The organism is Novosphingobium gossypii, assembly GCF_050433305.1.
Taxonomy (GTDB): Bacteria; Pseudomonadota; Alphaproteobacteria; order Sphingomonadales; family Sphingomonadaceae; genus Novosphingobium; species Novosphingobium gossypii.
Map to the genome: position 1 here is coordinate 40,762 of NZ_JBNPXM010000003.1, position 21,901 is coordinate 62,662.

At 65.2% G+C, this 21,901-nt stretch carries 17 protein-coding genes; 8 read left to right on the forward strand and 9 right to left on the reverse strand.

The window, feature by feature from the left end; genetic code table 11:
- Window positions 1-127: 127 nt before the first annotated feature.
- Both gltX and GGR40_RS07780 read right to left on the reverse strand, forming a co-directional pair.
- The gene (gltX, locus tag GGR40_RS07775) at window positions 128-1,459 is read right to left on the reverse strand and encodes a glutamate--tRNA ligase (protein ID WP_429275656.1); all 1,332 of its coding nucleotides are present in this window, start codon (window positions 1,457-1,459) and stop codon (window positions 128-130) included.
- 264 nt (window positions 1,460-1,723) lie between these two features.
- Window positions 1,724-1,897: a hypothetical protein gene (locus GGR40_RS07780; RefSeq protein ID WP_429275657.1), complete on the reverse strand. Its 174-nt coding sequence runs from the start codon at window positions 1,895-1,897 to the stop codon at window positions 1,724-1,726.
- 168 nt (window positions 1,898-2,065) lie between these two features.
- On the opposite strand from GGR40_RS07780, the gene GGR40_RS07785 reads away from it, so the two are divergent.
- From GGR40_RS07785 to metH, 5 genes are read left to right on the forward strand one after another with little or no spacing between them, the layout of a single operon-like run.
- A complete protein-coding gene (locus GGR40_RS07785; RefSeq protein ID WP_429275658.1) occupies window positions 2,066-3,049 on the forward strand; it encodes an ArsR/SmtB family transcription factor in 984 nt (327 codons plus the stop codon).
- Entirely contained in the window at window positions 3,049-3,957 is a 909-nt protein-coding gene (metF, locus tag GGR40_RS07790) for a methylenetetrahydrofolate reductase [NAD(P)H] (RefSeq protein ID WP_429275659.1), read from the forward strand. Before GGR40_RS07785 ends, metF begins: the two co-directional genes overlap by 1 nt.
- Window positions 3,954-5,000, forward strand: coding sequence for a homocysteine S-methyltransferase family protein (locus GGR40_RS07795; RefSeq protein ID WP_429275660.1), 1,047 nt, complete (start codon window positions 3,954-3,956; stop codon window positions 4,998-5,000). Before metF ends, GGR40_RS07795 begins: the two co-directional genes overlap by 4 nt.
- Entirely contained in the window at window positions 5,000-5,530 is a 531-nt protein-coding gene (locus GGR40_RS07800; protein ID WP_429275661.1) for a GNAT family N-acetyltransferase, read from the forward strand. Before GGR40_RS07795 ends, GGR40_RS07800 begins: the two co-directional genes overlap by 1 nt.
- A gap of 53 nt (window positions 5,531-5,583) precedes the next feature.
- On the forward strand, window positions 5,584-8,271 hold the full coding sequence (gene metH / locus GGR40_RS07805) for a methionine synthase (RefSeq protein WP_429275662.1): 2,688 nt from the start codon (window positions 5,584-5,586) through the stop codon (window positions 8,269-8,271).
- 86 nt (window positions 8,272-8,357) lie between these two features.
- Here metH and GGR40_RS07810 read toward each other — a convergent pair whose 3' ends face one another.
- From GGR40_RS07810 to GGR40_RS07825, 4 genes are all read right to left on the reverse strand, one after another.
- Entirely contained in the window at window positions 8,358-9,419 is a 1,062-nt protein-coding gene (locus GGR40_RS07810) for a hypothetical protein (RefSeq protein WP_429275663.1), read from the reverse strand.
- Window positions 9,420-9,514: 95 nt separating this feature from the next.
- Entirely contained in the window at window positions 9,515-11,674 is a 2,160-nt protein-coding gene (locus GGR40_RS07815; RefSeq protein ID WP_429275664.1) for a GumC family protein, read from the reverse strand.
- 166 nt (window positions 11,675-11,840) lie between these two features.
- Complete coding sequence (locus GGR40_RS07820) at window positions 11,841-13,202, reverse strand: O-antigen ligase family protein (protein ID WP_429275665.1); 1,362 nt, start codon at window positions 13,200-13,202, stop codon at window positions 11,841-11,843.
- 107 nt (window positions 13,203-13,309) lie between these two features.
- Complete coding sequence (locus GGR40_RS07825; protein WP_429275666.1) at window positions 13,310-13,573, reverse strand: hypothetical protein; 264 nt, start codon at window positions 13,571-13,573, stop codon at window positions 13,310-13,312.
- Window positions 13,574-13,766: 193 nt separating this feature from the next.
- Here GGR40_RS07825 and GGR40_RS07830 point away from each other — a divergent pair, with 193 nt between their 5' ends.
- The 3 genes from GGR40_RS07830 (at window position 13,767) to galE (ending at window position 16,473) form a co-directional block, all read left to right on the forward strand.
- Window positions 13,767-14,588, forward strand: coding sequence for a M48 family metalloprotease (locus GGR40_RS07830; RefSeq protein ID WP_429275667.1), 822 nt, complete (start codon window positions 13,767-13,769; stop codon window positions 14,586-14,588).
- A 96-nt stretch (window positions 14,589-14,684) separates the two neighbouring features.
- Window positions 14,685-15,389 carry a polysaccharide biosynthesis/export family protein gene (locus GGR40_RS07835; protein WP_429275668.1) on the forward strand — a complete coding sequence of 235 codons (705 nt, stop codon included), beginning with the start codon at window positions 14,685-14,687 and terminating at the stop codon, window positions 15,387-15,389.
- A gap of 79 nt (window positions 15,390-15,468) precedes the next feature.
- On the forward strand, window positions 15,469-16,473 hold the full coding sequence (galE, locus tag GGR40_RS07840) for a UDP-glucose 4-epimerase GalE (protein ID WP_429275669.1): 1,005 nt from the start codon (window positions 15,469-15,471) through the stop codon (window positions 16,471-16,473).
- A 45-nt stretch (window positions 16,474-16,518) separates the two neighbouring features.
- Here galE and GGR40_RS07845 read toward each other — a convergent pair whose 3' ends face one another.
- The 3 genes from GGR40_RS07845 to GGR40_RS07855 all read right to left on the reverse strand — a co-directional run bounded on the left by GGR40_RS07845 (window position 16,519) and on the right by GGR40_RS07855 (window position 21,617).
- A complete protein-coding gene (locus GGR40_RS07845) occupies window positions 16,519-19,650 on the reverse strand; it encodes an autotransporter domain-containing protein (RefSeq protein ID WP_429275670.1) in 3,132 nt (1,043 codons plus the stop codon).
- A gap of 101 nt (window positions 19,651-19,751) precedes the next feature.
- On the reverse strand, window positions 19,752-20,720 hold the full coding sequence (locus GGR40_RS07850; protein WP_429275671.1) for a dioxygenase family protein: 969 nt from the start codon (window positions 20,718-20,720) through the stop codon (window positions 19,752-19,754).
- 99 nt (window positions 20,721-20,819) lie between these two features.
- Window positions 20,820-21,617, reverse strand: a complete 798-nt coding sequence (locus GGR40_RS07855; RefSeq protein ID WP_429275672.1) for a response regulator — start codon at window positions 21,615-21,617, stop codon at window positions 20,820-20,822.
- Between the last annotated feature and the right edge of the window lie 284 nt (window positions 21,618-21,901).

The following is a 21,901-nucleotide window of genomic DNA, read 5'->3' on the forward strand; positions in this document are numbered from 1 at the left end:
GCCCACCGCGCGGTCGCGGTCGGTTTCGGGGTGGTAATAATGATCGGCTTCACGAACATGACCGCGCCATTAGCGGGATGCGGACGCGGTGTAAATGGAATTTATGTTGCGTGAGCGAGGGACGCAATCAAGCCACCGCCCGCAACCGCTCCAGCGCCGCATCGCGCTTGATCAATGGTAGCAGCGCGGCCATGTCCGGGCCATGCTCCATGCCGGTAAGCGCCTGACGCAAGGGCAGAAACAGACCCTTGCCCTTGCGGCCTGTCGCGTCCTTGAGCGCTGCCGTCAGCGCCTTCCAGATGCCCTTGCCCCATTCCAGCCCTACCAGCACTTCGGCAGCCTGAAGGCAGTAGGCGCGGTCTTCGGCGGGCAGGTCGGGTGCGGCGACAGGCCCCGTCACGACAGTCCACCAGTCCTGCACCTCCGCGACGCGGACAAGGTTCGGGCGAATCGCCTCCCAGGCTGCAGCATCCATGCCGGCGGGTACCCGGGCCTCCACCGCATCGTAGGGCAATGCATGGACCACGGCCGCGTTGACCCGCTCCAGTTCGGCATCATCGAACCGCGCGGGCGCCCGGCCAAAGCGGGACAGATCGAACGCCGCCGCCAGTTCTTCCAGCCCGAGAGCCGGATCGACCGGATCGCTGGTGCCCAGCCGTCCCAGCAGTGCGACCAGCGCCTGCGGTTCGATCCCCTCTTCACGAAAATGCGCGGCCCCAAGCGAACCCAGCCGCTTCGACAACTTGCCCTCGGTGCCGACCAGCAGCGCTTCGTGCGCGAAATTAGGCACCGGCGTGCCCAGGGCGGTGAACATCTGGACCTGCGTGGCAGTATTCGACACATGGTCCTCACCGCGCAGGATGCTGGTCACGCCCATCGCGATGTCATCGATCACGGATGGCAGCATGTAGAGCCACGATCCGTCGGCGCGGCGCACCACGGGGTCGCTCATCTGCGCAGGATCGAATTTCTGGGTGCCACGCACGCCGTCTTCCCAGGCGATCGGCTCATCATGGTCGAGCAGGAAGCGCCAGTGCGGCAGATCGCCCGCCGCGATGCGCGCCGCCTTCTCCTCGGCGCTCAGCTTCAGCGCGGCGCGGTCGTAGATCGGCGGCAGGCCGCGCCCCAGCAGCACCTTGCGGCGCAAGTCCAGTTCCTGCGGCGTCTCCCAGCACGGATAGACCCGGCCCGCTGCCTCCAGCCGGTCGAAAGCGTCCTGATAGATCGCGAATCGCGCCGATTGCCGTTCCTCGGCATCGACCTGCAGGCCCAGCCACGCAAGGTCGGCGCGGATACCCTCGACGTATTCTTCCCTCGACCGGGCCGCATCGGTATCGTCGATGCGCAGCAGGAACCGTCCCCCGGCCTGACGGGCCAGCAGGTAGTTGTGCAGCGCCGTGCGGATGTTGCCGACATGGAGGTGCCCGGTAGGCGAAGGAGCAAAGCGCGTAACAGTCATGCAGGCGCGATTACGAGGCGGCGCCGACAAGGTCAAATCGCCGGGCGCGCGCCATGCAGCACGAACCGGGTGCAAACAAAAACCCGCCTTGCCGGCAACGGGGCCGGCAAAAGCGGGTCATGTGCTTCATCCCGATACAAAAAACCCTCCCGAAAAGGAGGGCTTCTGTCCGTCGTGAAACGGACTTTCCGCATACCGGTATGGACCCGGAAGCGAAAAGCGGTGGGGGCCGGCTTACCGTGAGGCTGCCTTCCCCCGAGCCGATTACAGCGCCTCGGACGGAGCCTCGGTCGGAGCGTCGGTGGCGTCGCCGGTCATCAGTTCCTCGGGTGCGGTTTCAACCGAATCCGTGGTAGCTTCGGCGGCGGGCTCACCACCGCAAGCAGCGAGCGACAGTGCGGCAACCGACGCGAACGCGGCGAAAGCAATCTTCTTCATGCGAATCCCCTTGCATTGTTTGGCGCATAGGCCAACGCTTGCAGGCAAGCCTGCAGTGGCACTCTTTAGACGAGACAATGGTGCAACGCAAATAAGAATGCATGGGGCTGAAATCCGCAGAATTCCTAGGGCTTGCGCACATATAAAGATATCTTTATATGATCCGGCATGCGGATCGACCCTCTCCTGCGCGCTCTTTCGGAGCCGACGCGCCTGCGCATCATGCGTCTTTTGGCGCATATGGAACTGGCTGTCGGCGAACTCGCCCAGGTGCTCGATCAGAGCCAGCCCAGGGTCTCTCGCCATATAAAGATTCTGTGCGACGCGGGTCTGGCCGAAAGGCGCAAGGAAGGCAGCTGGGTTTTTCTGAGAATCGCCGTTTCCGAACAGGGCAAATCCTCGCTGGGCACCGCAGCGGCGAATCTTCTCGCCATTGGCGAGCGAGACGACAGCCAGTTCGCCGCCCGCTGCGCCGAGGATCGACGGCATCTGGCCGCGATCCGCGCCGGGCGCGAGGCGAGCGCGGAGGCCTACTTCGCCCGTCACGCTGCCGAATGGGACACGCTGCGCCGCCTGCATGGCGCGGACGAGCCGGTGGAGGCCGCGCTGCTCGGCGCGCTGGAGGGCGAAGCGATCGGCGGATTGCTGGACGTGGGCACCGGGACCGGCCGCATGGCGCAACTGCTTTCGGAACGCGCGGGCCGGGTCACGGCACTGGACAAGAGCCCCGAGATGCTGCGCATCGCCCGCGCCCGGTTGCAGGGCCTGCCCGCCGACAAGCTGGATCTGGTGCAGGGAGACTTCACCGCCCTGCCCTTCGCGCCCGACGCGTTCGACACCGTGCTGTTCCATCAGGTGCTGCACTTCGCGCAGGATCCCGCCGTGGTGCTGGGCGAGGCCGCGCGCGTGCTGCGTCCCGGCGGGCGCATCGCCGTCGTCGATCTTGCCGCGCATGAACGCGAAGAACTGCGCGAACGCCATGCCCATGCCCGCCTGGGGTTCTCGGACGAGCAGATGATGGCGCACCTTGCGTCCGCAGGCCTCACCCCGGCAGAGCCCGTGGCGCTGCCGGGCGATCCGCTTACCGTAAAAATCTGGACTGCGCGGCGCGATGGTGTAACCGCGCGCCCTGAATATCGAGAGACTGTTTGATGACCGCTTCCCAACGTGCCGTGGAAACGCCCCTGTTCGCAGGGCTGCCGGGCGACATTTCCGTCTCCTTCGAATTCTTCCCGCCCAAGTCGGAGAAGATGGAAACGCAGCTGTGGGAGGCTATCACCCAGCTTGCCCCGCTCGACCCTGCCTTCGTCTCGGTGACGTATGGCGCGGGCGGCTCCACGCGGGAGCGGACGCATGCCACCGTATCGCGCATCGTGAAGGAAACCGCGCTGGTGCCCGCCGCGCATCTCACTTGCGTTGCCGCCAGCAAGGCCGAGATCGACGAAGTGGTCGACCAGTACTGGGACGCGGGAGTGCGCCATATCGTTGCGCTGCGCGGCGATCCGCCGCCTGCGGATGGCGGCCGCTTCGTTCCCCACCCTGATGGCTATGCCAGCGCCGCCGAACTGGTCGAGGGGCTGAAGAAGCGCCACGACTTCGAGGTTTCCGTGGCCGCCTATCCCGAAGTGCACCCCGAAGCGGTGAGCGCCCAGATCGACCTCGACAATCTGAAGCGCAAGATCGACGCCGGGGCGACGCGCGCCATCACGCAATTCTTCTTCTCCACCGATGCCTATTTCCGGTTTCTGGACAAGGCGCTGGGGGCGGGCATCACCGCGCCGATCCTGCCGGGCATCATGCCGGTCACCAGCTTTGCCGCGATCCGGCGGATGAGCGGCAACACCGAGATCCCGGGCTGGCTGGAAACCATGTTCGACGGTCTGGACGAACGCCCCGGCCCGCGCGCGCTGGTCGCCGCCGTCGCCGCAGCGGACTTGTGCAAGCGCCTGTACGAAGGCGGCGTGCGTGATTTCCACTTCTACACCCTCAATCGCGCCGAGCAGGCCTATGCGATCTGCCAGCTGCTCGGCCTGCGTCCTAAGGAACTGGTTGCAGCATGAGCGTCCGTGAAACCTTCCTCGCCGAGGCAGCCAGGCGCATCCTCATCACCGACGGCGCGTTCGGCACAGAGATCCAGAACTGGAAGCTGTCGGAAGCCGACTATGCGGGCACGCTGGGCCTTTCGCACGAGCAGAAGGGCAACAACGACATTCTTGCCCTGACCAAGCCCGAAGTGCCCGAATCCATTCACCGCGCCTATTTCGAGGCCGGGGCCGACATCGCGGAGACGAACACCTTCTCCGCCAACCGCATCAGCCAGGCCGATTACGGGGCCGAGCATCTGGTGCGCGAGATCAACGTCGAATCGGCGAAGATGGCCCGCCGTCTGGCGGACGAGTTTCAGGCGAAAGACGGTCGCCCGCGTTTCGTGGCGGGCGCGATCGGACCGACGAACAAGACGCTGTCGCTCAGCCCCGACGTCAACGATCCCGGCTATCGCGAAATCGACTGGGACACGCTGGTCGATGTCTACAAGGAACAGGCCGCGGCCCTTGTCGAAGGCGGCGCGGACTTCATCCTGATCGAGACGGTGTTCGACACGCTGAACGCCAAGGCCGGCGTCATGGCCGTGCGCCATCTGGAACAGGACCTCGGCCGTGAAGTGCCGATCATGCTGTCGATGACGCTGACCGACCTTTCGGGCCGCAACCTGTCGGGCCACACGGTCGAGGCGTTCTGGCACGCGGTGCGCCATGCCCGCCCCCTCACCATCGGTCTCAACTGCTCGTTCGGGGCCACCCAGCTGCGTCCGCACGTCAAGACGCTGGCCGAGATTGCCGACACCGCGATCATGATCTACCCCAACGCCGGGCTGCCCAACGAACTGGGCGCCTATGACGAGATGCCCGAAACGACCGCGGGCTTCGTGGGCGAATGGGCGGTCGCGGGGCAGGTCAACGTGCTGGGCGGCTGCTGCGGCTCTACCCCGGCGCACATCAAGGCCATCGCCGACAAGGTTTCGGGCATGACGCCGCGCGCGCTGCCGACGCTGGAACCGGTGACGCGGCTGGCGGGCCTCGAACCTTTCACGATGGTGTCGTAATGGATTCGCTGCCGATCTGGCGCCTGCGTCCTGCCGGGCCTGACGATGCCGAGGCGCTCGCTCTGGTGGGTGCGGCGACGTTCCTCGAAAGCTTCGCCGGGGTGATCGACGGTGCGGGCCTTGTTGCGCACTGCGCGAAGCAGCACTCCGCCGAGGCGTACCGCGCCTATCTGGCGAAAGGTGCGCAGGCCTGGCTTGCCGAGATCGAGCCGGGCGGCGCACCGGTGGGCTATGCCCTGCTGTGCGATCCGGAGATCGAGCATGCGCAGGCTGGCGATCTTGAGCTGAAGCGCATCTACCTGCTGTCCCGCTTTCAGGGATCGACGATCTCGGCGGCGCTGATGCAGGCCGTTACGGCGGCCGCCAAAAGCGCTGCCCAAGGCTCTGGCCGCCTGCTGCTGGGCGTCAAGTACGACAACCATCGCGCCCTGTCGTTCTACGCCAAGAACGGCTTCGAGACGATCGGCACCCGCCGCTTCGACGTCGGCGGCAAGACTTACGACGATTTCGTGCTGGCACGCGCGCTCTAGCGCCATCGTGCCGTCACCCACACGCAATTCCTGAACCGACGAGAACCACACCCATGACCGCCTCTCCTTCCGGCTCCCGCTTCGTCAACATCGGCGAGCGCACCAACGTCACCGGCTCGGCCAGGTTCAAGAAGCTGGTCATGGCAGGGGACTACCCCGCCGCCGTCGAAGTCGCCCGCCAGCAGGTGGAGAACGGCGCGCAGGTCATCGACGTCAACATGGACGAGGGCCTGCTCGACGCGGTGGAGGCGATGACCACCTACCTCAAGCTGATCGCCGCCGAGCCGGACATCGCGCGCGTGCCGGTGATGGTGGACAGTTCCAAGTGGGAGGTCATCGAGGCGGGCCTGAAGTGCGTGTCGGGCAAGCCGATCGTCAATTCCATCTCGATGAAGGAAGGCGTCGACCAGTTCCTGGAACAGGCGCGCAAGTGCATGGACTATGGCGCCGCCGTGGTGGTCATGGCCTTTGACGAAACCGGACAGGCCGATACCCGCGAACGCAAGATCGAGATCTGCACCCGCGCCTACAAGCTGCTGACCGGCATCGGCTTCCCGCCGGAAGACATCATCTTCGATCCCAACGTCTTCGCCGTCGCCACCGGCATCGAGGAGCATGACCGCTACGGTCTCGACTTCATCGAGGCCGTGGTGGAGATCAAGAAAGCCTGTCCGCACGTCCACTTTTCGGGCGGGCTGTCCAACCTCTCGTTCAGCTTCCGCGGCAACGAAACGGTGCGCCGGGCGATGCACTCGGTGTTCCTGTACCATGCGATTCCCGCCGGGCTGGACATGGCCATCGTCAACGCGGGCCAGCTGGACGTCTACGACCAGATCGACCCGGCCCTGCGCGAAGCGTGCGAGGACGTCATCATGATGCGCCGCCCGGGCGTTGGCGAAGACGGCAAGACCTCCACCGAACGCCTGATCGAACTGGCCGAAAGCTACAAGGGCAAGGACACCGTTGCCGAAAAGGCCGCCGAGGAATGGCGCGGCTGGGATGTCGTCAAGCGGATCGAGCACGCGCTGGTGCGCGGCATCGACGCCTATGTCGTGGAAGACACCGAGGAAGCGCGCGCCGCCATCGCCGCCGCCGGCGGGCGCCCGATCGAGGTAATCGAAGGCCCGCTGATGGGGGGCATGAACGTGGTGGGCGACCTGTTCGGATCGGGCAAGATGTTCCTGCCGCAGGTGGTGAAGTCCGCCCGCGTGATGAAGAAGGCCGTCGCCCACCTCATCCCCTTCATCGAAGCGGAAAAGGACGCCAAGACCAAGGCGAAGGGCCGCATCGTCATGGCCACCGTCAAGGGCGACGTCCACGACATCGGCAAGAACATCGTCGGCGTCGTGCTCCAGTGCAACGGCTACGAGGTGATCGATCTTGGCGTGATGGTGCCATGGTCGAAGATCCTCGAGTCCGCGAACGAGAACCAGGCCGACATCATCGGCCTGTCCGGCCTCATCACCCCCTCGCTCGACGAGATGGTGACCGTGGCCGAGGAAATGCAGCGCGCCGAGATGAACATCCCGCTGCTGATCGGCGGCGCCACGACGTCCAAGGTCCATACCGCGCTGCGCATCGACCCGGCCTATACCGGCACCGTGGTCCATGTGCTGGACGCCAGCCGCGCGGTGGGCGTTGCGTCGCAGCTTTTGTCCGATACGCAGGCCGAAGGGTTCAAGTCCTCGGTCGCGATCGACTACGAAAAGGTCCGCGAAGCGCGCGCCAACAAGGGCCAGAGCGACCTGCTGCCGCTGGCCGAAGCGCGCGCCAACGCCTTCCCCACCGACTTCGCGCAGAAGCCCGCCGCCCCCGCGCAGCCCGGCCTGCATGTGTTCGAAGACTGGGATCTGAAGGATCTGGTCGAGACGTTCGACTGGACCCCGTTCTTCCGCGCGTGGGAACTGGCGGGCAACTACCCGGCAATCCTCACCGACGAGGTCGTGGGCGAAAGCGCCACCAGTCTCTTCGCCGACGCGCAGGCGATGCTGGCGCGGATCATCGACGAAAAGTGGCTGACCGCGCGCGGCGTCTGTGCCTTCTGGCCCGCCGCCGGCCATGGTGACGACGTGGTGGTCGGCACCGGCACGATCGACCCGCAGGTGGTCTATGACGCCATCGCGCTTGGCGTGCATGACGGCCCGGACTTCGTGCGCCTGCCGTTCCTGCGCCAGCAGTTCAAGAAGTCGCGCGGGCGTGCAAATTTCTGCCTTTCGGATTTCGTCGACCCGGCAGGCGACTGGCTGGGCGGCTTCGCGGTGGGCATCCACGGCATCGAACCGCACCTGGAACGCTTCAAGGCCGCGCACGACGACTATTCGGACATCCTGCTCAAGGCGCTGGCCGACCGTTTCGCCGAATCCTTCGCAGAGCGCCTGCACAGCCATGTGCGCACCACCCTGTGGGGCTATGCGCCGGACGAACAGTTCACCAACGAGGCCCTCATCCGCGAGGAATATCGCGGTATCCGCCCCGCCCCCGGCTATCCCGCGTGCCCGGACCATTCGCTGAAGCCCATCCTGTTCGACCTGCTGAAGGCGCAGGCAAACGCCGGGATCGTGCTCACCGAAAGTCAGGCGATGCTGCCGACGGCAGCGGTCTCGGGCTTCTACTTCGCGCACCCGGAAAGCGAGTATTTCGGCGTCGCCCGCATCGGTCGCGACCAGCTGGAAGACTACGCCGAACGCCGCGAAGTGGACCTCGCCAGTGCCGAACGCTGGCTCCGCCCGAACCTGGACTAAGGGTCCGACTTGTGGCCGGATGTGCGATAGTCTCGGCGTAAGGCCGAGCCCCGTCGCCCGGATTCAAACACGTGCCTGCGGGCAGATCAGGGGCGGCTGGAGGAGATCGCAAGACCTGCGATCTGCCCGGCGCCCTGCGGGGCGGTGATCGCCAGGCTCTGCACGGGGCAGTCGGTGGACGGCAGGAGAACCGGCTCAGCGCGGTCCAGTGTCTGGTCGGACACCACCCGATGCACGCCCGCGCCGCTCATGCAGGTGACCTTCAGCCGAAGGTGATCCTTCCCTGCTCCCTCGGCTTTCACCGAATAGGAACCGGGAGAAAGAACTGCCAATCGCGTGACGACGGTGACGCGCAGGGGATCGGTATTTTCATATTGCAGCACCTGCCGCCCCGCGTCGGAAACGACCTCCGCCGTCAGGCCGGCCTGTTCGCCAAGACGCCAGCCGAACGGGCCTGCAGCGTCGCCGACGACGTCGAAGCCGAAATCGTTGGCGGCTACAGCCGAACCGCAGAAACGCTGCCACAGCACTGCGGCGATCTGTCCCTTGCCTGCCTGTACCAGCGAGGCGGACCGCCCAGCCATGGCAGCGCAATCGATCGGCGGATGGCGGGTGGCCAGCGCATGGCTCACCCGATCGACGGTCTGTGAGGGCAATGCACCGGCAGCCCAGCCGAGGAAGTCATTCGCCCACACCACACGACCATCGCGCGCGGCATTGATGAAGCCCATCACGGCCTGCGGCTCGCTCAACACCTCTGCAGACAGGTCGCGCACCTCGGCGCCGCGGTCGCCCTGCCCCCACAACGCGACGAGGCGCTGGCCGACCACATCCCAGTCGCCGTTCTGCCCTGCTGCGAGGACCATCAGATGCTGGGTATAGCGATCGCGCCAGCCGCGCTGCGCCGCCTGAAGCAGCGCAGGAAGCGCCGCGTCGGCCTGCCCTGATGCAAGCAGGCCATTGGTAAGCAGCGACAGGCTTTCGGCCGGAACGGGCCTTCGCGATACCAGCTGCCGTGAAAGCGCAAGGCCGCGATCCGCATCGCCGCGTGTATAGGCCCCCTTCGCGAGAACTTCGAGCGCATAGGCGCGGAAGGGCGCGAGAACGCTTGCCGCGACCGAAGGATTGCGGCGCGATTCGCGGTCCATCTGAACCCCGATTGCCCCGACGAGGCCCGCTGCACAGCACAGGCCCCACGTCCATCGCGCCAATCGTGTTCCAGCCGCGGACCGCATGACCAGCCTCAGTCCTCCTTCGAGCCGTAAGAGTAGTAGTTATAGGCGTAATACTGATAGTCGTCGCCGCCAGCCTTGGGATTGAAGCGGTTCAGTACGACGCCCAGCATGTTGGCCTTGATGAGCGCCAGACGGCGTAGCGCCGACTTCACCGCACCGCGATGGAAGCTGGACGCATCGATCACGAACAGAACGCCGTCCGCATGGTTAGCCAGCAGTGCAGCGTCCGAGAGGCCCAGCAGCGGCGGACAGTCCAGAACCACCGTGTCGAACCGGCGCCGGGCTTCCTCGATGAAACCGACCAGACCTTCGCCGGCAAGGATGAGCGCCGGATCGGGCGGCATGGGCAGCGCGGAGATGTACGACAGGGTCGGCACGTCCGACGGGTGCAGCACTTCGTCGAACGAGCGCTGGCCGGTAAGGACGTCCGTCAGGCCCGATTGCCCACCGGCGCCGATAACGTGATGCAGGGTCGGTCGACGAAGATCGGTATCGACCAGCAGAACCGACTTGCCCAGCAGCGCCACGTTGCGCGCGATGGTGCGGGCCGTCGTCGACTTGCCCTCGGACTCGCGCGAGCTGGTGACGGCCAGCACGTTGGGCAGGCCGTTCGCGGTCGAGTACCGAAGGTTGGTGACCAGCGAACGATACGCCTCGCTGACGCTGGACCGGCGATCGGCCAGCTGTTCGCCGATGTTGCCGTCCTTCAGCACGGGGATGAGGCCGAGCAGCGGCATTCCCAGCTTCTGCTCGACATCGTCCGGCGAGCGGATGGCATCGTCGAAGATTTCGCGGATGAAGACCACCAGACCTGCAGCCACCAGGCCGACAAGGAACGACAGAACGAGGTTGAGGAACAGGCGCGGCGAGGCCGGTACGCGCGGCACTTCGGCGCGATCGACCAGCGTGACGTTGTTCGATGCCGCGCCAGCCGTTGCGTTCAGCTGGTTGTAGCGCGACAGCAGCGTCTCGTAGAGCGCGCGGTTGGTATCGGCCACGCGCTTCAGGACCGAATATTGAACGCCACGGTCCTGCTCTTCCAGAGCTTCGCTGCGCAGGGTGTTCACCCGTTCGGTAAGGCTCTTCTCGCGTTCGGTCGCGGCCTGATATTCGTTGTAGGCCGACTTCTTGATCGCGTTGCCGAAGCTGGTGATGCGGCGGTCGAGTTCGGCGATTTCGGCACGCTTGGCCTTGACGGTCGAGAACCCTTCCTGGTGGCGCGAAAGTTCGTCCGCCAGATCGGCTTCCAGCTTGGCCTTGTCACCCACCAGCTGCATGATCGCCTGGTTGGAGTTGACCTGTGCCACGGTCAGCGGCGGCTGTCCGGACATCGTGGTCCAGGCGTCCTGCGCGGCGATGCGCATGGCGGTGGCCTTGGACGCTTCGTCGTTCAACTGGACCAGCGTGTTGTTGGTGACCGAAAGCGCCGCTTCCTGCGCGCTGCCGTCGCTTTTCGACGTGACGCGGATCAGACCGGCGGCGCGTGCATACTGGTTGAGGTCGCGTTCGGACTGGGTCAGCTTGCTGCGCGCTTCCTCGAGCTGGTCGGCCAGGAACCGGCGGGCGTAGGCCGAGCTCTGGTACTTCCTGTTCAGGTTGTACTCGATGAAGCGCTGGGCATACATGTTCGCCAGCTTCGCGGACAGCGCGGGGCTGCGGCTGAGGATCGTGATTGTGGCGATGCGGCTGTCCACCGGCATGTCCACCGAGAGGCGTTCAGCCAGCAGATCGATCGCGGCTTCCTCGCGCACCGTCGCCAGATTGCGACCCGCCGAAATGTCCTCGGCTTCGGGCAGCTTGGCGCCCATCGCATCGAAGAATTCCGCGCTGCGGTCGAAGCGGCCGCCCTGCACGATGTTGCGGGCCAGCGACCGGCTGCGCACGATGCCGAGCTGCGTCTGCAGGAAGCGATCCGTATCCCAGGCGCCGGTCGCCTTCTGGAGGTCGCTGCCTTCGATGATCTCGTCGGCCTGATCCTCGATCAGGATCTGCGCCACGGCCTTGTACGTCGGCGTCATCAGCAGGGTGATGACCGTGCCGGCCACCATGGTGCCCGCCACGACTGCCGCGATAAGCACGGCGTTACGACGAACGATGCCCAGCAACGCCTTGAAATACAGCGCGAAATTCACGCCGGGCGTTGCGTCTTCCGGATATGCCCCCGGCATGTCCCGCTCAAGAATTGCGTCTTTCAAATTTCTTACCGCCACTTTCTTGCACATCAACGGATCCGGCAAACCGCATAGCGATGCCATCGGTACGGTCAATGAACGTCAGGTTTCAGATACACCCGCAATTAGGCCTGATGTTCGCGACATCGGCCCAACAGATTCGTCAATTCCGCAAATCCGCTTCACGCGGCCCCCTTCGATCACCCTGCCGCACGTGCGAACCGAGCATGAGCGCGATCATCAGACCGGCGACGCATAGTAGCGTCTGGTTTCGCAGCGGGTAGTCCAAAATCGACTGAATTGCGAACAGGCCCAGCACCGGCACCGCGACCACGACATCGCCGCCCCGACGCACGGCGCGCCATGCGAGAAGCCCCAGCAGAACTGCCCATGCCGCGACCAGCGCAAGGCCGGGAACGCCGGATTCCAGCGCGACCTCCAGATAGTCGTTGTGCGCGCGCGCCGCTCGACCGGGGCCGAGGTTCTCCAGCGATTCGTCGATCTGGAACACTTCGTCGAACGTGCCGATACCGCTGCCCAGCGGCCAGAAGCGGCTGACCGATCCCACCGCATCGGACCAGATCAGCGGCCGTGCGTCCTGCAGTTCGTCGAACCGCCCCAGGCTCACCTGAACGCGGCGATTGTCGGCGACGAGGCCGATCGCGGCTGCAGCCACGACCGCCACCCCGACCAGAGCCAGAATGGCGAAGCGCCCGCGCAGCCGGGCGAACAAGCCCGACTTCCACATGCGCAATGCCAGGAACAGCATCGGCACGATGACAAGCGCCATGCTGGATCGCGACCGCGTCAGGACGAGCCCGACGAGGAGCAGTGCGGCGATGCCCGCTGCGGCCCACATGTGCATAGGCTTGCGCCGTCCGAACGGAAGCAGCGCGACCAGCGCACACAGGGCCGCGTCGAGGAACAGCCCCGCCGAGTTACGATTGGCGAACGTCCCCTGCAGGTCGCGTGATCCCACGGTTTCGGAGAAGAGCATCAGATGGCGATTGTCGAGCGCTAGTTGCTGCGCGCCCAGCAGCGTGACGAAGATCGCGCCCCCCACGATCGCGGCCAGGAACTTGCGCCGCTCTTCGCCGGGCAAATCCCAGGTCAGAACGATCAGCGCAAAAGGCGGCACGAGGGAAAAGAAGGCTACCAGCGTGCGCTGTGACACGACCGAGAAAGCGCGCCAGCTGTCCTGCTCGCCCACCAGTTGTAGCGAATCATGGACCAGCGCCCGACCGGGCAGTGCCTGCCACACGGCAGGCGGCAGCGGAATGCACTGAAGAAGGGGAAACAGGGCCGACAGTACGATCAACGCCACCGCAGGACGAGGCGCACGACCGGCAAAGCGGGCGACCAGATCGAAGTTGATCGCAAGAACCGCAAGCGAAGCGGCCTGCACGGCAAGGTTGAAAAAGCCCGCGCCCGATCCGCCTCCACCAAAGACGATGGCGATCAGCAACAGCGCTAGACCTGACAGTACGCGTACTTGCGAACCCCCTGCCGATGCTCGACTACGCACGGCTACTCTCGTTCGCTCGGCCAGCTGGACCTCCCGTCCCGTTCAGACAGCAAAAATCCTGCCGCCGGCAAACCCGCGGCAGGATCTTCGTAAAAATTCAAGCTGGCTTAAGAACCGCTCGACTTGTCGTCGTCGCTGGCAGCTGCAACGATACCGGCAGTAGCGGCAGCGGCGCCCAGCAGGGCCGGGATGATGACTTCGCCGCCAGCCTTGTTCTTGACCTTGACCGAAGTCGACTTGCGCTGGCCAATGCCCGAAAGGGTGGCGATCGAACCGGTCGACGCCGAAGCGGTGGTGCCGGCCTGCGCCGCGATCGGCGAGACGAGCAGGGTAGCAGCCGTCAGCGACAGCACTGCATTCTTCAGCTTCATACAACCTCCTGAGACAACCAGCGCCATGGACTGATCTTGCGCCGGTGCTATATCGCAACGCACAATGGAACGCAAAAAAAATTACGTACTGGCCCTCATGGGTTCGGTACTTGCTTTAAGCTGCGTCACTGCCGGATTCGGTACGGCTTCGGCAGCGGACGAGGACCCATGGCCCGTCACATTGCGCAACGACATGCGCAGGCTCACCGACGTCAGTTACCGAATCGCCGAGACTTCCGCGCCGATGTGCCCGGCGCGCAAGATGGGCACAGGAATCGCGCTCGACTTCATCCAGGCGTATGAAGAACCGCAGCAGGCGGCTATCGCGGCGATGCTGCACCTTTCGCATGTGCCGCAGGTCGCCGCAGTCGCAGCCGGCAGCCCGGCGGAACGCGCGGGTGTGAAGACCGGCGATGACCTGGTGGAGATCGACGGCGTGCCGGTCGAGACCCTTCTTGCACGGTCATCCGACCCGTCGCTGTTTTCCGAAGAAATGGAGCAGCGGATCGCCGACAGCCCGGCAGGCCGTCCCGTTGTCCTCGGCCTGAAGCGCGAAGGTCATACGGTCCGGGTCAGCATCGACCCCGAGCCGATCTGCGCCTCCAAGATCGTCATCAAGACCGGCCTTGGCATCGACGCGTTCAGCGATGGGGACAACGTGGCGATCTCCACCAAGCTCATCGAATTCGCCCGCAACGACGACGAACTTGCCCTGATCGTGGCGCATGAAGTGGGCCATGTGATCAACCGCGACGACAAGGCCCCCAGCCTGCGCGCCCGCCGGAACATGGAGGACGCAGCCGACCGGGTGGGCATCCGCCTGGTGAAATGCGCAAGGTACGATCCGGAACGCGCCGTGCAGTTCTGGATACACCGGGACGCCACCGACTGGCTTCGTCTGCTGCGGGCCCCGACCCATCGCGCGGGCAAGGCGCGGGTCGCCCTGATGCGGCAGGAGGCGGCGACGGCTTCATGCCCGCCCGTTGCCGACCCTGTCACGAAACAGGCAGAATAGGTTCCTACGGTCGGCATAAGCCGCGAGATGCTTGCATGGAGGGTGGGGCGCGGGTACCCGTAGCGCCGATCGCCCCGGTCACGGAGACATTTGGTAGTGCACAATTCTAAATCTCCCCTCATCATCGGCGCCATGATGGCGATCTCGATCCTGGGGGGCTGCAGCACGTCGATCAAGAACCCGAATTTGCCTACCGGCGCTGCTGCCTACCAGATCGTTCCTGCAGATGTGGCCACGCCCAAAGTCTACACGATCCGCGCGCAGGACGTGCTGACGCTTCGCGTGTTCGGAGAAGCGGAAATTTCCGCCGAAGAACTGCGGGTGGACGAAGCCGGCTTCATCCAGGTTCCGCTGATCGGCCCCGTTCAGGCAGCAGGGTTGAGCGCGAATGACATTTCCGCGGACATCACCCAGCGCCTTGGGGCCAAGTACCTGATCGACCCCAAGGTCTCGGTCGCCGTCAAGGAAATGGCGCTGCGTTATGTTTCGGTGGAAGGCGAGGTCAAGAAGCCGGGCGTCTACGAGATTGACAGCAAGGCAACCCTGCTGTCCTCGCTTGCCCGCGCGGAAAGCCCGCTGGTCACTGCCAAGCTCGACGAAGTGGTCGTGTTCCGCACGGTGAACGGCCAGCGCATGGTGGCCCGCTTCAACGTCAAGGAAATCCGCACCGGCATCAGCCCCGACCCGACGATCATCGACGGCGACGTCGTGATGGTGGGCTATTCGGCGACCAAGGGCTTCTGGCAGGATGTCCTGAAGACCGCACCGCTGCTCAACACGTTCGTCGTCTTGAGCCGATAATCGACAACGCCGGGACATGCGACGCCGCAGCCTGAAAGCAGGGCTGCGGCGCATGTCCCCTGAACATTGAAGGACCGGCATGGCTTCGAAACCCGCAGTTCTGGTTACCGGCGGTGCCGGCTACATCGGCAGTCACGCCGTGCTTGCGCTGAAGGACGCGGAATGGCCGGTGGTCGTGCTCGACAACCTGGTGACCGGGTTCCGTTTCGCCATTCCCGAGGACGTGCCTTTCCATGAAGGCGACATCGAGGATGCGGACCTGCTGGCCAGGATCTTCGGCGAACACGGGATCGGCGCGATCATGCATTTCGCCGGGTCGGTGGTGGTGCCTGAATCGGTCGAGAACCCGCTCAAGTACTATCACAACAACACCGCCAAGAGCCGGGCGCTGATCGACGCCGCCATAAAAGGCGGGGTGCAGCATTTCATCTTCAGTTCGACGGCGGCAACTTACGGCATTCCCGAAGTCTCGCCGGTTACGGAGGACAGCCCGAAGTCGCCGATCAACCCTTACGGCACGTCCAAGCTCATGACCGAGATCATGCTGGCCGACGTCGCCAAAGCGCATGATTTCAATTACTGCGCGCTACGCTACTTCAACGTCGCGGGCGCCGACCCGCAAGGGCGGTCGGGACAGTCCACCGCCGGGGCGACGCACCTGATCAAGGTCGCGGTCGAAGCGGCGCTGGGCAAGCGTAGCCATGTCTCGGTGTTCGGCACGGATTTCGACACGCCCGATGGCACCGGGGTGCGTGACTACATCCATGTCTCGGACCTTGCCGCCGCGCACGTTCTGGCGCTGGAAGCCCTGATCGCAGAGCCGCAGCGTTCGCTGACGATGAACTGCGGCTACGGGCGCGGATTCTCGGTACTGGACGTGCTGGACGCGGTGGACCGGGCGACGAACCGGACCATCGACCGCCGCCTCGAAGGCCGCCGCGCCGGCGATCCGGACGCGCTCATCTCCGACAACAGCCGCATCAGGGCCTCCGTGCCGTGGGTGCCGCGTTACGACGACCTGCCCACCATCGTCGAACACGCACTGGCCTGGGAACGCAAGCTCAGCGACATCCGTCCCTCCTGACCGGCGCCGGGCGCCGGGGGTGGGGGAGCCAGCTCCCCCACCTCTTCAGAACGCCACGCTGAGCGAAGCGCGGGCCGACAGGTCGGTGCCGGTGCTGGAGCGCTCCGTACGGGCGGACAGCTTCCAGGTGAAGTCGTAACCGCCCGCCAGCACGCTGGCTTCGCCGATCCATGCACCTTTCAGGCCGTCTCCCGCGATCGTGAAGGCGGACCCAGCGGCATAGTCGTCGCCGCCGTTGAAGTAGGCGGTGGTGCTGCCCAGCCTGCCTGCAAGCACTTCGCGGCGCCCAGCTTCAAGCTGGAAGGTCAGCGGGCGCCAGTCGGGAGAGATCGTGCCCAGAGAGTAGGCCGCGGTAACCGTCGGCGTCGCCGTCAGCATCCTGCTGGTGCGGCTTGCCACGGTCAGCGCAATGGCATCGCTGTCGTCGGAGGTTTCGGAATAGCCGCTTTCCTTCAGCCACATCTGCTCCAGTTCCAGCCTGGGCTTGAGCGTGAAGCGGCGCGACATGTCGAAGCGGTAGGACGCCCCGGCCACGCCGGAAAACAGCCAGCCGTTCCAGCTGCCATCCGCTGCATAGGAGAAATCCGTATCGTCGATGGTGCCGGTATAAGTACGCGCCGAATCGATGGAAATGCGCGCGGCACCCAGACGCGCCCAGGCGATCAGCGGGCCTTTGGCGGTGCGCCAAAATGCGCCGAAGTCATGCTGCCCCAGATCCAGCATCTGCGAGCCGCCATTGTCCTTCACGGTTCCGTTGATCCAGGCATAGGACACGCCGAAATAACCAAGGTCGGTGCGCTTTTCGACACCGCCGGACAGTCCCCAGCCATTGGCCTTGTAGCTGGCGGTGCCGGTGGCGTCTTTGCTGGCGCGCCAGTAGATCGGTTCGAACCAGCCGCCCACGTCTGAAATGTCGAACAGGGTACTGTCGTCGCTGATGTGGCGTGCAGCCAGCCGGTCGGCGGTCGTGACGGCGCGGAACACGCCCCCGGCATGATCGGGCAACATGGTCCCCACCTGGCTTTGCAGCGTTGCCGAATCGGACACGTCGAGCAGGCTGTCGGTGATGTCGTCGTCGTTCTGCGCGGTGGCGTAGATCGCGTCCCACGCCGAAGCCTGCGACCGGGTCAGGCCCAGCTCGCCGGTCGTCTTGCGCGCAAGGGTGAGGTAGACGTTCTGGGCATCGCTGCTGACCGAACCGTTGTAGATGAACGGGCTGTCCACCGAATTGTTCAGCGTGCCTTCGACGTCGAGATTGCCTGACGTCAGCACGGTATAAGTGCCCTCGGCGGTGGCCAGGCTGTTGATCTTCGCGGTGATGCTGGCGCCGTCGGCAAGGCTCGCGCTGTTGGTGACGATGGTGGAGCTTTCGTCGCCGTCGACGTAGACGCCGATGGTGCCGCCCGACCCGACCGTCAGACTGCCGAAGCTGACCGTGGCGGCTTCGTCCGGGATCAGGGTGCCGCCGTTGACGGTGACCGCCAGATTGCCTGCATCCACGAAATTGCCGGTATACGTCGCGGTGTCGCTGATCGTCAGCGCGCCGGTCTCTCCGCCGAAATCCATGGTTCCCGTGAAGGTCGACGTGCCGGCCAGCGAGGCCGTGCCCGTTCCGGTGCCGAAATGGACGTCGCCCGTATAGGCGGTGTTTCCTGACAGCGTCAGAGTATCGTCGCCCGCGCCGAAGTACGTATCACCGACAATGGCGCCGGACGAGACCGCGATCGCATCGTTGCCCGATCCCAGCAGGATGTCGCCGGTGATGCCGGTATAGACAGTGGGGTCCGCCTCGTCGTTGTCCTCGACATAGTCCGCGCTGGTTTCGGCGTCGATGTCGTTGAGATACTGCGTGATGGTGACGCCGGTGGTGTTGGCGGACAGGTCCAGCGCGGTCGTCACGTCGGTGCTGGACCCGCTGGCGGTGATGAAGCCGGTGTTCTCGATTGTCGTCAGCGTGCCGGACAAGTCCTTTATCGCGGTCGTGGTGCCCTCTCCCGACGAAGTCAGCGCCGCAGAGATCGTACCGCTGTTGTAAAGCGTGGACACGGTGCTGCCCGCGTTTATGAGCAGCGCCGTCGCCGACTGGTCGTAGGATGTGGCGTTCAGCGTGCCCGACACGCCGATGCCGTGGGTCAGCGTCACGTTGCCGCCCTGCCCGCCGATGACGACGCCATAGGCATCGGTGTTGCTGTAGTAGGAGTTGGCCGTCACCGAGCCGTCGATCGCCAGTGAATACGTGCCGGCGTTGCCGGTCACCGACCCGACGGTGATATCGCCGGCGCCGCCGATCTGGATCGCCGGCCCGTTGCCATATGCGGTGACGGTGCCGGTCGCTTCCTCGCTGTCCTTGACCCCGTCGCCGTCCTCGTCGGTGTTGCTGGTGTCGGTATCGACTGGCGGCGCCGCGACGACGATACCGCCATCGACGTTGCCTGTGATCGAGACGGCAGCGGTCCCGGTCCGCAGCGCTGCACGGGACAGGACGATGGTGCTGCTGTCATCGTCGGTGAAGCTGTACCCCTTGCTCACTGCGCCCTGAATTGCGACGGTGCCGGTTACATCGCCTGCCACGTCGATCGCGCTGGCCTGGTAGCCGATCGCGGCTACCGTGCCTTCGACAGTCAGGTCGCCGTCGATGCCTCTGGTGGAAATGCCGACCGAGTTGTCGCCGATGACGCTGATCGTGCCGGTGTTGGTTATCGATCCGGTCCAGTCGCCATCCAGCATGATGCCGCCGGAATTCTGGCCTTCCACCGTGATCGCGCCTTCGTTGAGGATGGACCCGGCGGCCGCTCCGGCAACGTGGACGCCATAGCGGCTGCCGGCCGAAGCAACGCCGTCGGTGATGATTTCGTCCGAATCGGCGTCTTCGGGAACGAAGTCCTCCAGAACCTTGATCGTCGCGTCCTCGCCGATGGCGATGGTGGAAGTGGTGCCGGTATTCACGGTGATGCCGGATGCTCCCGCAGCCCCGCCCATGGAGATGGCGCCGTTGACGGTTGCGGTCGCATCGCTGCCGACGGTAATGGCGCTGCCGCTGGCCAGCGTGATCGTGCCGTTGGTGCCCACCGTGACGTTCCCGGCACCGGCGGTGTCGAGCGCGGTGGTGGTGGAGGTGCTAACCGTGGTGTCGGCGGCTGCGGGCGACGCGCAGATGGCAAGCGCGAGCGCGCCCATGGAGGCGGAATGTTTGAACGAGGGCATGAACGGAAAAGTCCCGGACGAAAGGGTATGGGAAACGCGCGCGAAGGCTACGCGCGGTGAAACAGGGCGCGGCGTCAGGTGGCGATGCCGACGACGACGGTGCCCGTGTATCCGGCGGCGATGCTCCCGCTCAGCGCAGGGGTCTGCTGGGCGAGCTGTGCGCTGGTATTGTTGCCAAAGACGTTGTCGGACGACAACGAGATGGCATTGTAGTTGGCGATGCTGGCGGTGTAGCGGCTATCGCCGGAGAAAACCGCCGTATTGGTCGCCGCCGGCATGGCCAGCTGCGAGATCAGCGTTGCGCTCCTGCCGGTGCTGGCGGACGTGAGGCCGCCGGTGAAGATTTCGAAATGGATGTGCGGCCAGCGCCCCGAATAGCACGCGGGGTAGATGGTGGTGAACGTCACCTTGCCCTCGCTGTCGGTCACCTGCACGCCGCGCAGGTAGCTCTCGGTGGTGATCCTGCTGGAATAGAGCGAGTATCTGCCCGCAGCATCGCAGTGCCACAGGTAGACCGCCGCGCCTGCGATGGCGGCGCAGCCGTTGCTCACATCCACCAGTTGCAGCACGATCTGCAACTGCACGCCGTCTGCGGTGTTGGTGGAACCAATGAAGCTGGACCGGATGTCCGAGCGCACGATCCCGCTTTGCGTCAGCACGTTGGAGGTCGCGCCGCTCGCGGTGTTGGTGCCGTCGGCCGGGTAGGGGCCGTTCGTTTCGGTCGGGTCGGCAACGCAGCTTGCGTCCGAAGTTCCGTCAGAGGTCGAAGTCGTGGACGTGCCTGACGACCCCGAGGCGGAAGATGTCGATGACGATGTGGTGGACGACGACGTTGCAGCGCTGTCCGAGCTGAAGGCACCGCCTGCATCGTCGCCTCCGCAGGCTGCCAGAGCTACCGTGCCGCCAGCCCCGACCATAAAACCCAGCGCCCGGCGCCGCCCGTACAGGGCGCGGCCCATCGCCTGCAGATCCTCTGCCAGGCTGTGCCCGTGCCTGTTTTCGTGCGCATGCCCCTGCGCACTGTCCCGATCCCGATAAGCCATGATACCCTCCTCGCGCCGGCGCTGTCGCCGGACCCTGCGAAAAGGACTGTGCGCCGGGCTTTGCGGCCCGATTTCAGGGGGATTGCAGCGGCATTTCGGTCAGATTGCAGGCCGCGCTTCGGTGACGGCGGGCACGAACAGGTAGCCCTCGTTGCGCACGGTGCGGATGATGTCGCTGCCGCCCTGCCCTTCCGACAGCTTGCGGCGCAGACGCGAAAGCTGGACGTCGATGGCGCGGTCGTAATGGTCCGAATCCTCGCCCCGCGACCAGTCGAGCAGCTGGTCGCGCGTCAGCACCCGGCGCGGATGCTCGGCAAAGGCGCGCAGCAGACGGAACTCCCCGTCCGACAGCGAGATCAGCGCGCTGGCCGGATCGAACAGCAGCCGCAGCCCCAGGTCCATGCGCCAGCCCGCGAAGCGCAGGCAGTCTCCGGAGTCCACTTCCAGCACGCCCGCAGGCTGCGCCGGGTTCGTGGTCCGGGGCGCATCGGAAATCAGGGCTTCTGGCGCGGCACGGCGGCGCAGGACGGTGCGGATACGCGCCAACAGTTCGCGCGGATTGCACGGCTTGGCAAGGTAGTCGTCCGCGCCCATCTCCAGCCCGACGATTCGGTCCACATCGCTGCCCACTGCGGACAGCATGATGACCGGCGGCGCATCCGGCCCCATCTGGCGCAGCGCCGTCAGCCCGTCCTCGCGCGGCATCATGACGTCCAGGACGATGAGGTCGAACCGCTCCCCCGCCAGCAGCCTGCGCATTTCGACGGGGTCGGCGGCAGTGGCAGTCTCATAGCCGTGCTTGCCGAGGAAATCGCCGATCAACGATCGGATGCCCTCGTCATCATCGACGATGAGGATGCGGGTGTTCAGGTTCATCAGGCAAGGTTCTAGGATCATTGCGCGCTGATGGATAGTGCATGTTCCCTGCGGATTTCAGCGCCCGATACACCTTGCGACAGCTCTGAAATGTCACTGCAAAGCGGTGAAATCCGCAAGCAATCTGCCCCAGCCACAAATCGGTCCATGGACGATCCAGCTTGCCGCGATACGCATCGGCCAGCCATGATCGCGGACCGACCGGCGCCCCCCGCGCTCGTTGCCGCGCCTCATGGTTCCCCTGCGTTCAAGGCCACCGTCCGGGGTTCCACCGCCAAGGCACCCCGCGGTGTCGGAGCCGTCGA

Coding starts and splice junctions, on each gene's coding strand:
- gltX (WP_429275656.1), bottom strand. CDS start 1,459: ATGACTGTTACGCGCTTTGCTCCTTCGCCTACCGGGCACCTCCATGTC.
- GGR40_RS07780 (WP_429275657.1), bottom strand. CDS start 1,897: ATGAAGAAGATTGCTTTCGCCGCGTTCGCGTCGGTTGCCGCACTGTCG.
- GGR40_RS07785 (WP_429275658.1), top strand. CDS start 2,066: ATGCGGATCGACCCTCTCCTGCGCGCTCTTTCGGAGCCGACGCGCCTG.
- metF (WP_429275659.1), top strand. CDS start 3,049: ATGACCGCTTCCCAACGTGCCGTGGAAACGCCCCTGTTCGCAGGGCTG.
- GGR40_RS07795 (WP_429275660.1), top strand. CDS start 3,954: ATGAGCGTCCGTGAAACCTTCCTCGCCGAGGCAGCCAGGCGCATCCTC.
- GGR40_RS07800 (WP_429275661.1), top strand. CDS start 5,000: ATGGATTCGCTGCCGATCTGGCGCCTGCGTCCTGCCGGGCCTGACGAT.
- metH (WP_429275662.1), top strand. CDS start 5,584: ATGACCGCCTCTCCTTCCGGCTCCCGCTTCGTCAACATCGGCGAGCGC.
- GGR40_RS07810 (WP_429275663.1), bottom strand. CDS start 9,419: ATGGACCGCGAATCGCGCCGCAATCCTTCGGTCGCGGCAAGCGTTCTC.
- GGR40_RS07815 (WP_429275664.1), bottom strand. CDS start 11,674: ATGCCGGGGGCATATCCGGAAGACGCAACGCCCGGCGTGAATTTCGCG.
- GGR40_RS07825 (WP_429275666.1), bottom strand. CDS start 13,573: ATGAAGCTGAAGAATGCAGTGCTGTCGCTGACGGCTGCTACCCTGCTC.
- GGR40_RS07830 (WP_429275667.1), top strand. CDS start 13,767: ATGCGCAGGCTCACCGACGTCAGTTACCGAATCGCCGAGACTTCCGCG.
- galE (WP_429275669.1), top strand. CDS start 15,469: ATGGCTTCGAAACCCGCAGTTCTGGTTACCGGCGGTGCCGGCTACATC.
- GGR40_RS07845 (WP_429275670.1), bottom strand. CDS start 19,650: ATGGGCGCGCTCGCGCTTGCCATCTGCGCGTCGCCCGCAGCCGCCGAC.
- GGR40_RS07850 (WP_429275671.1), bottom strand. CDS start 20,720: ATGGCTTATCGGGATCGGGACAGTGCGCAGGGGCATGCGCACGAAAAC.
- GGR40_RS07855 (WP_429275672.1), bottom strand. CDS start 21,617: ATGATCCTAGAACCTTGCCTGATGAACCTGAACACCCGCATCCTCATC.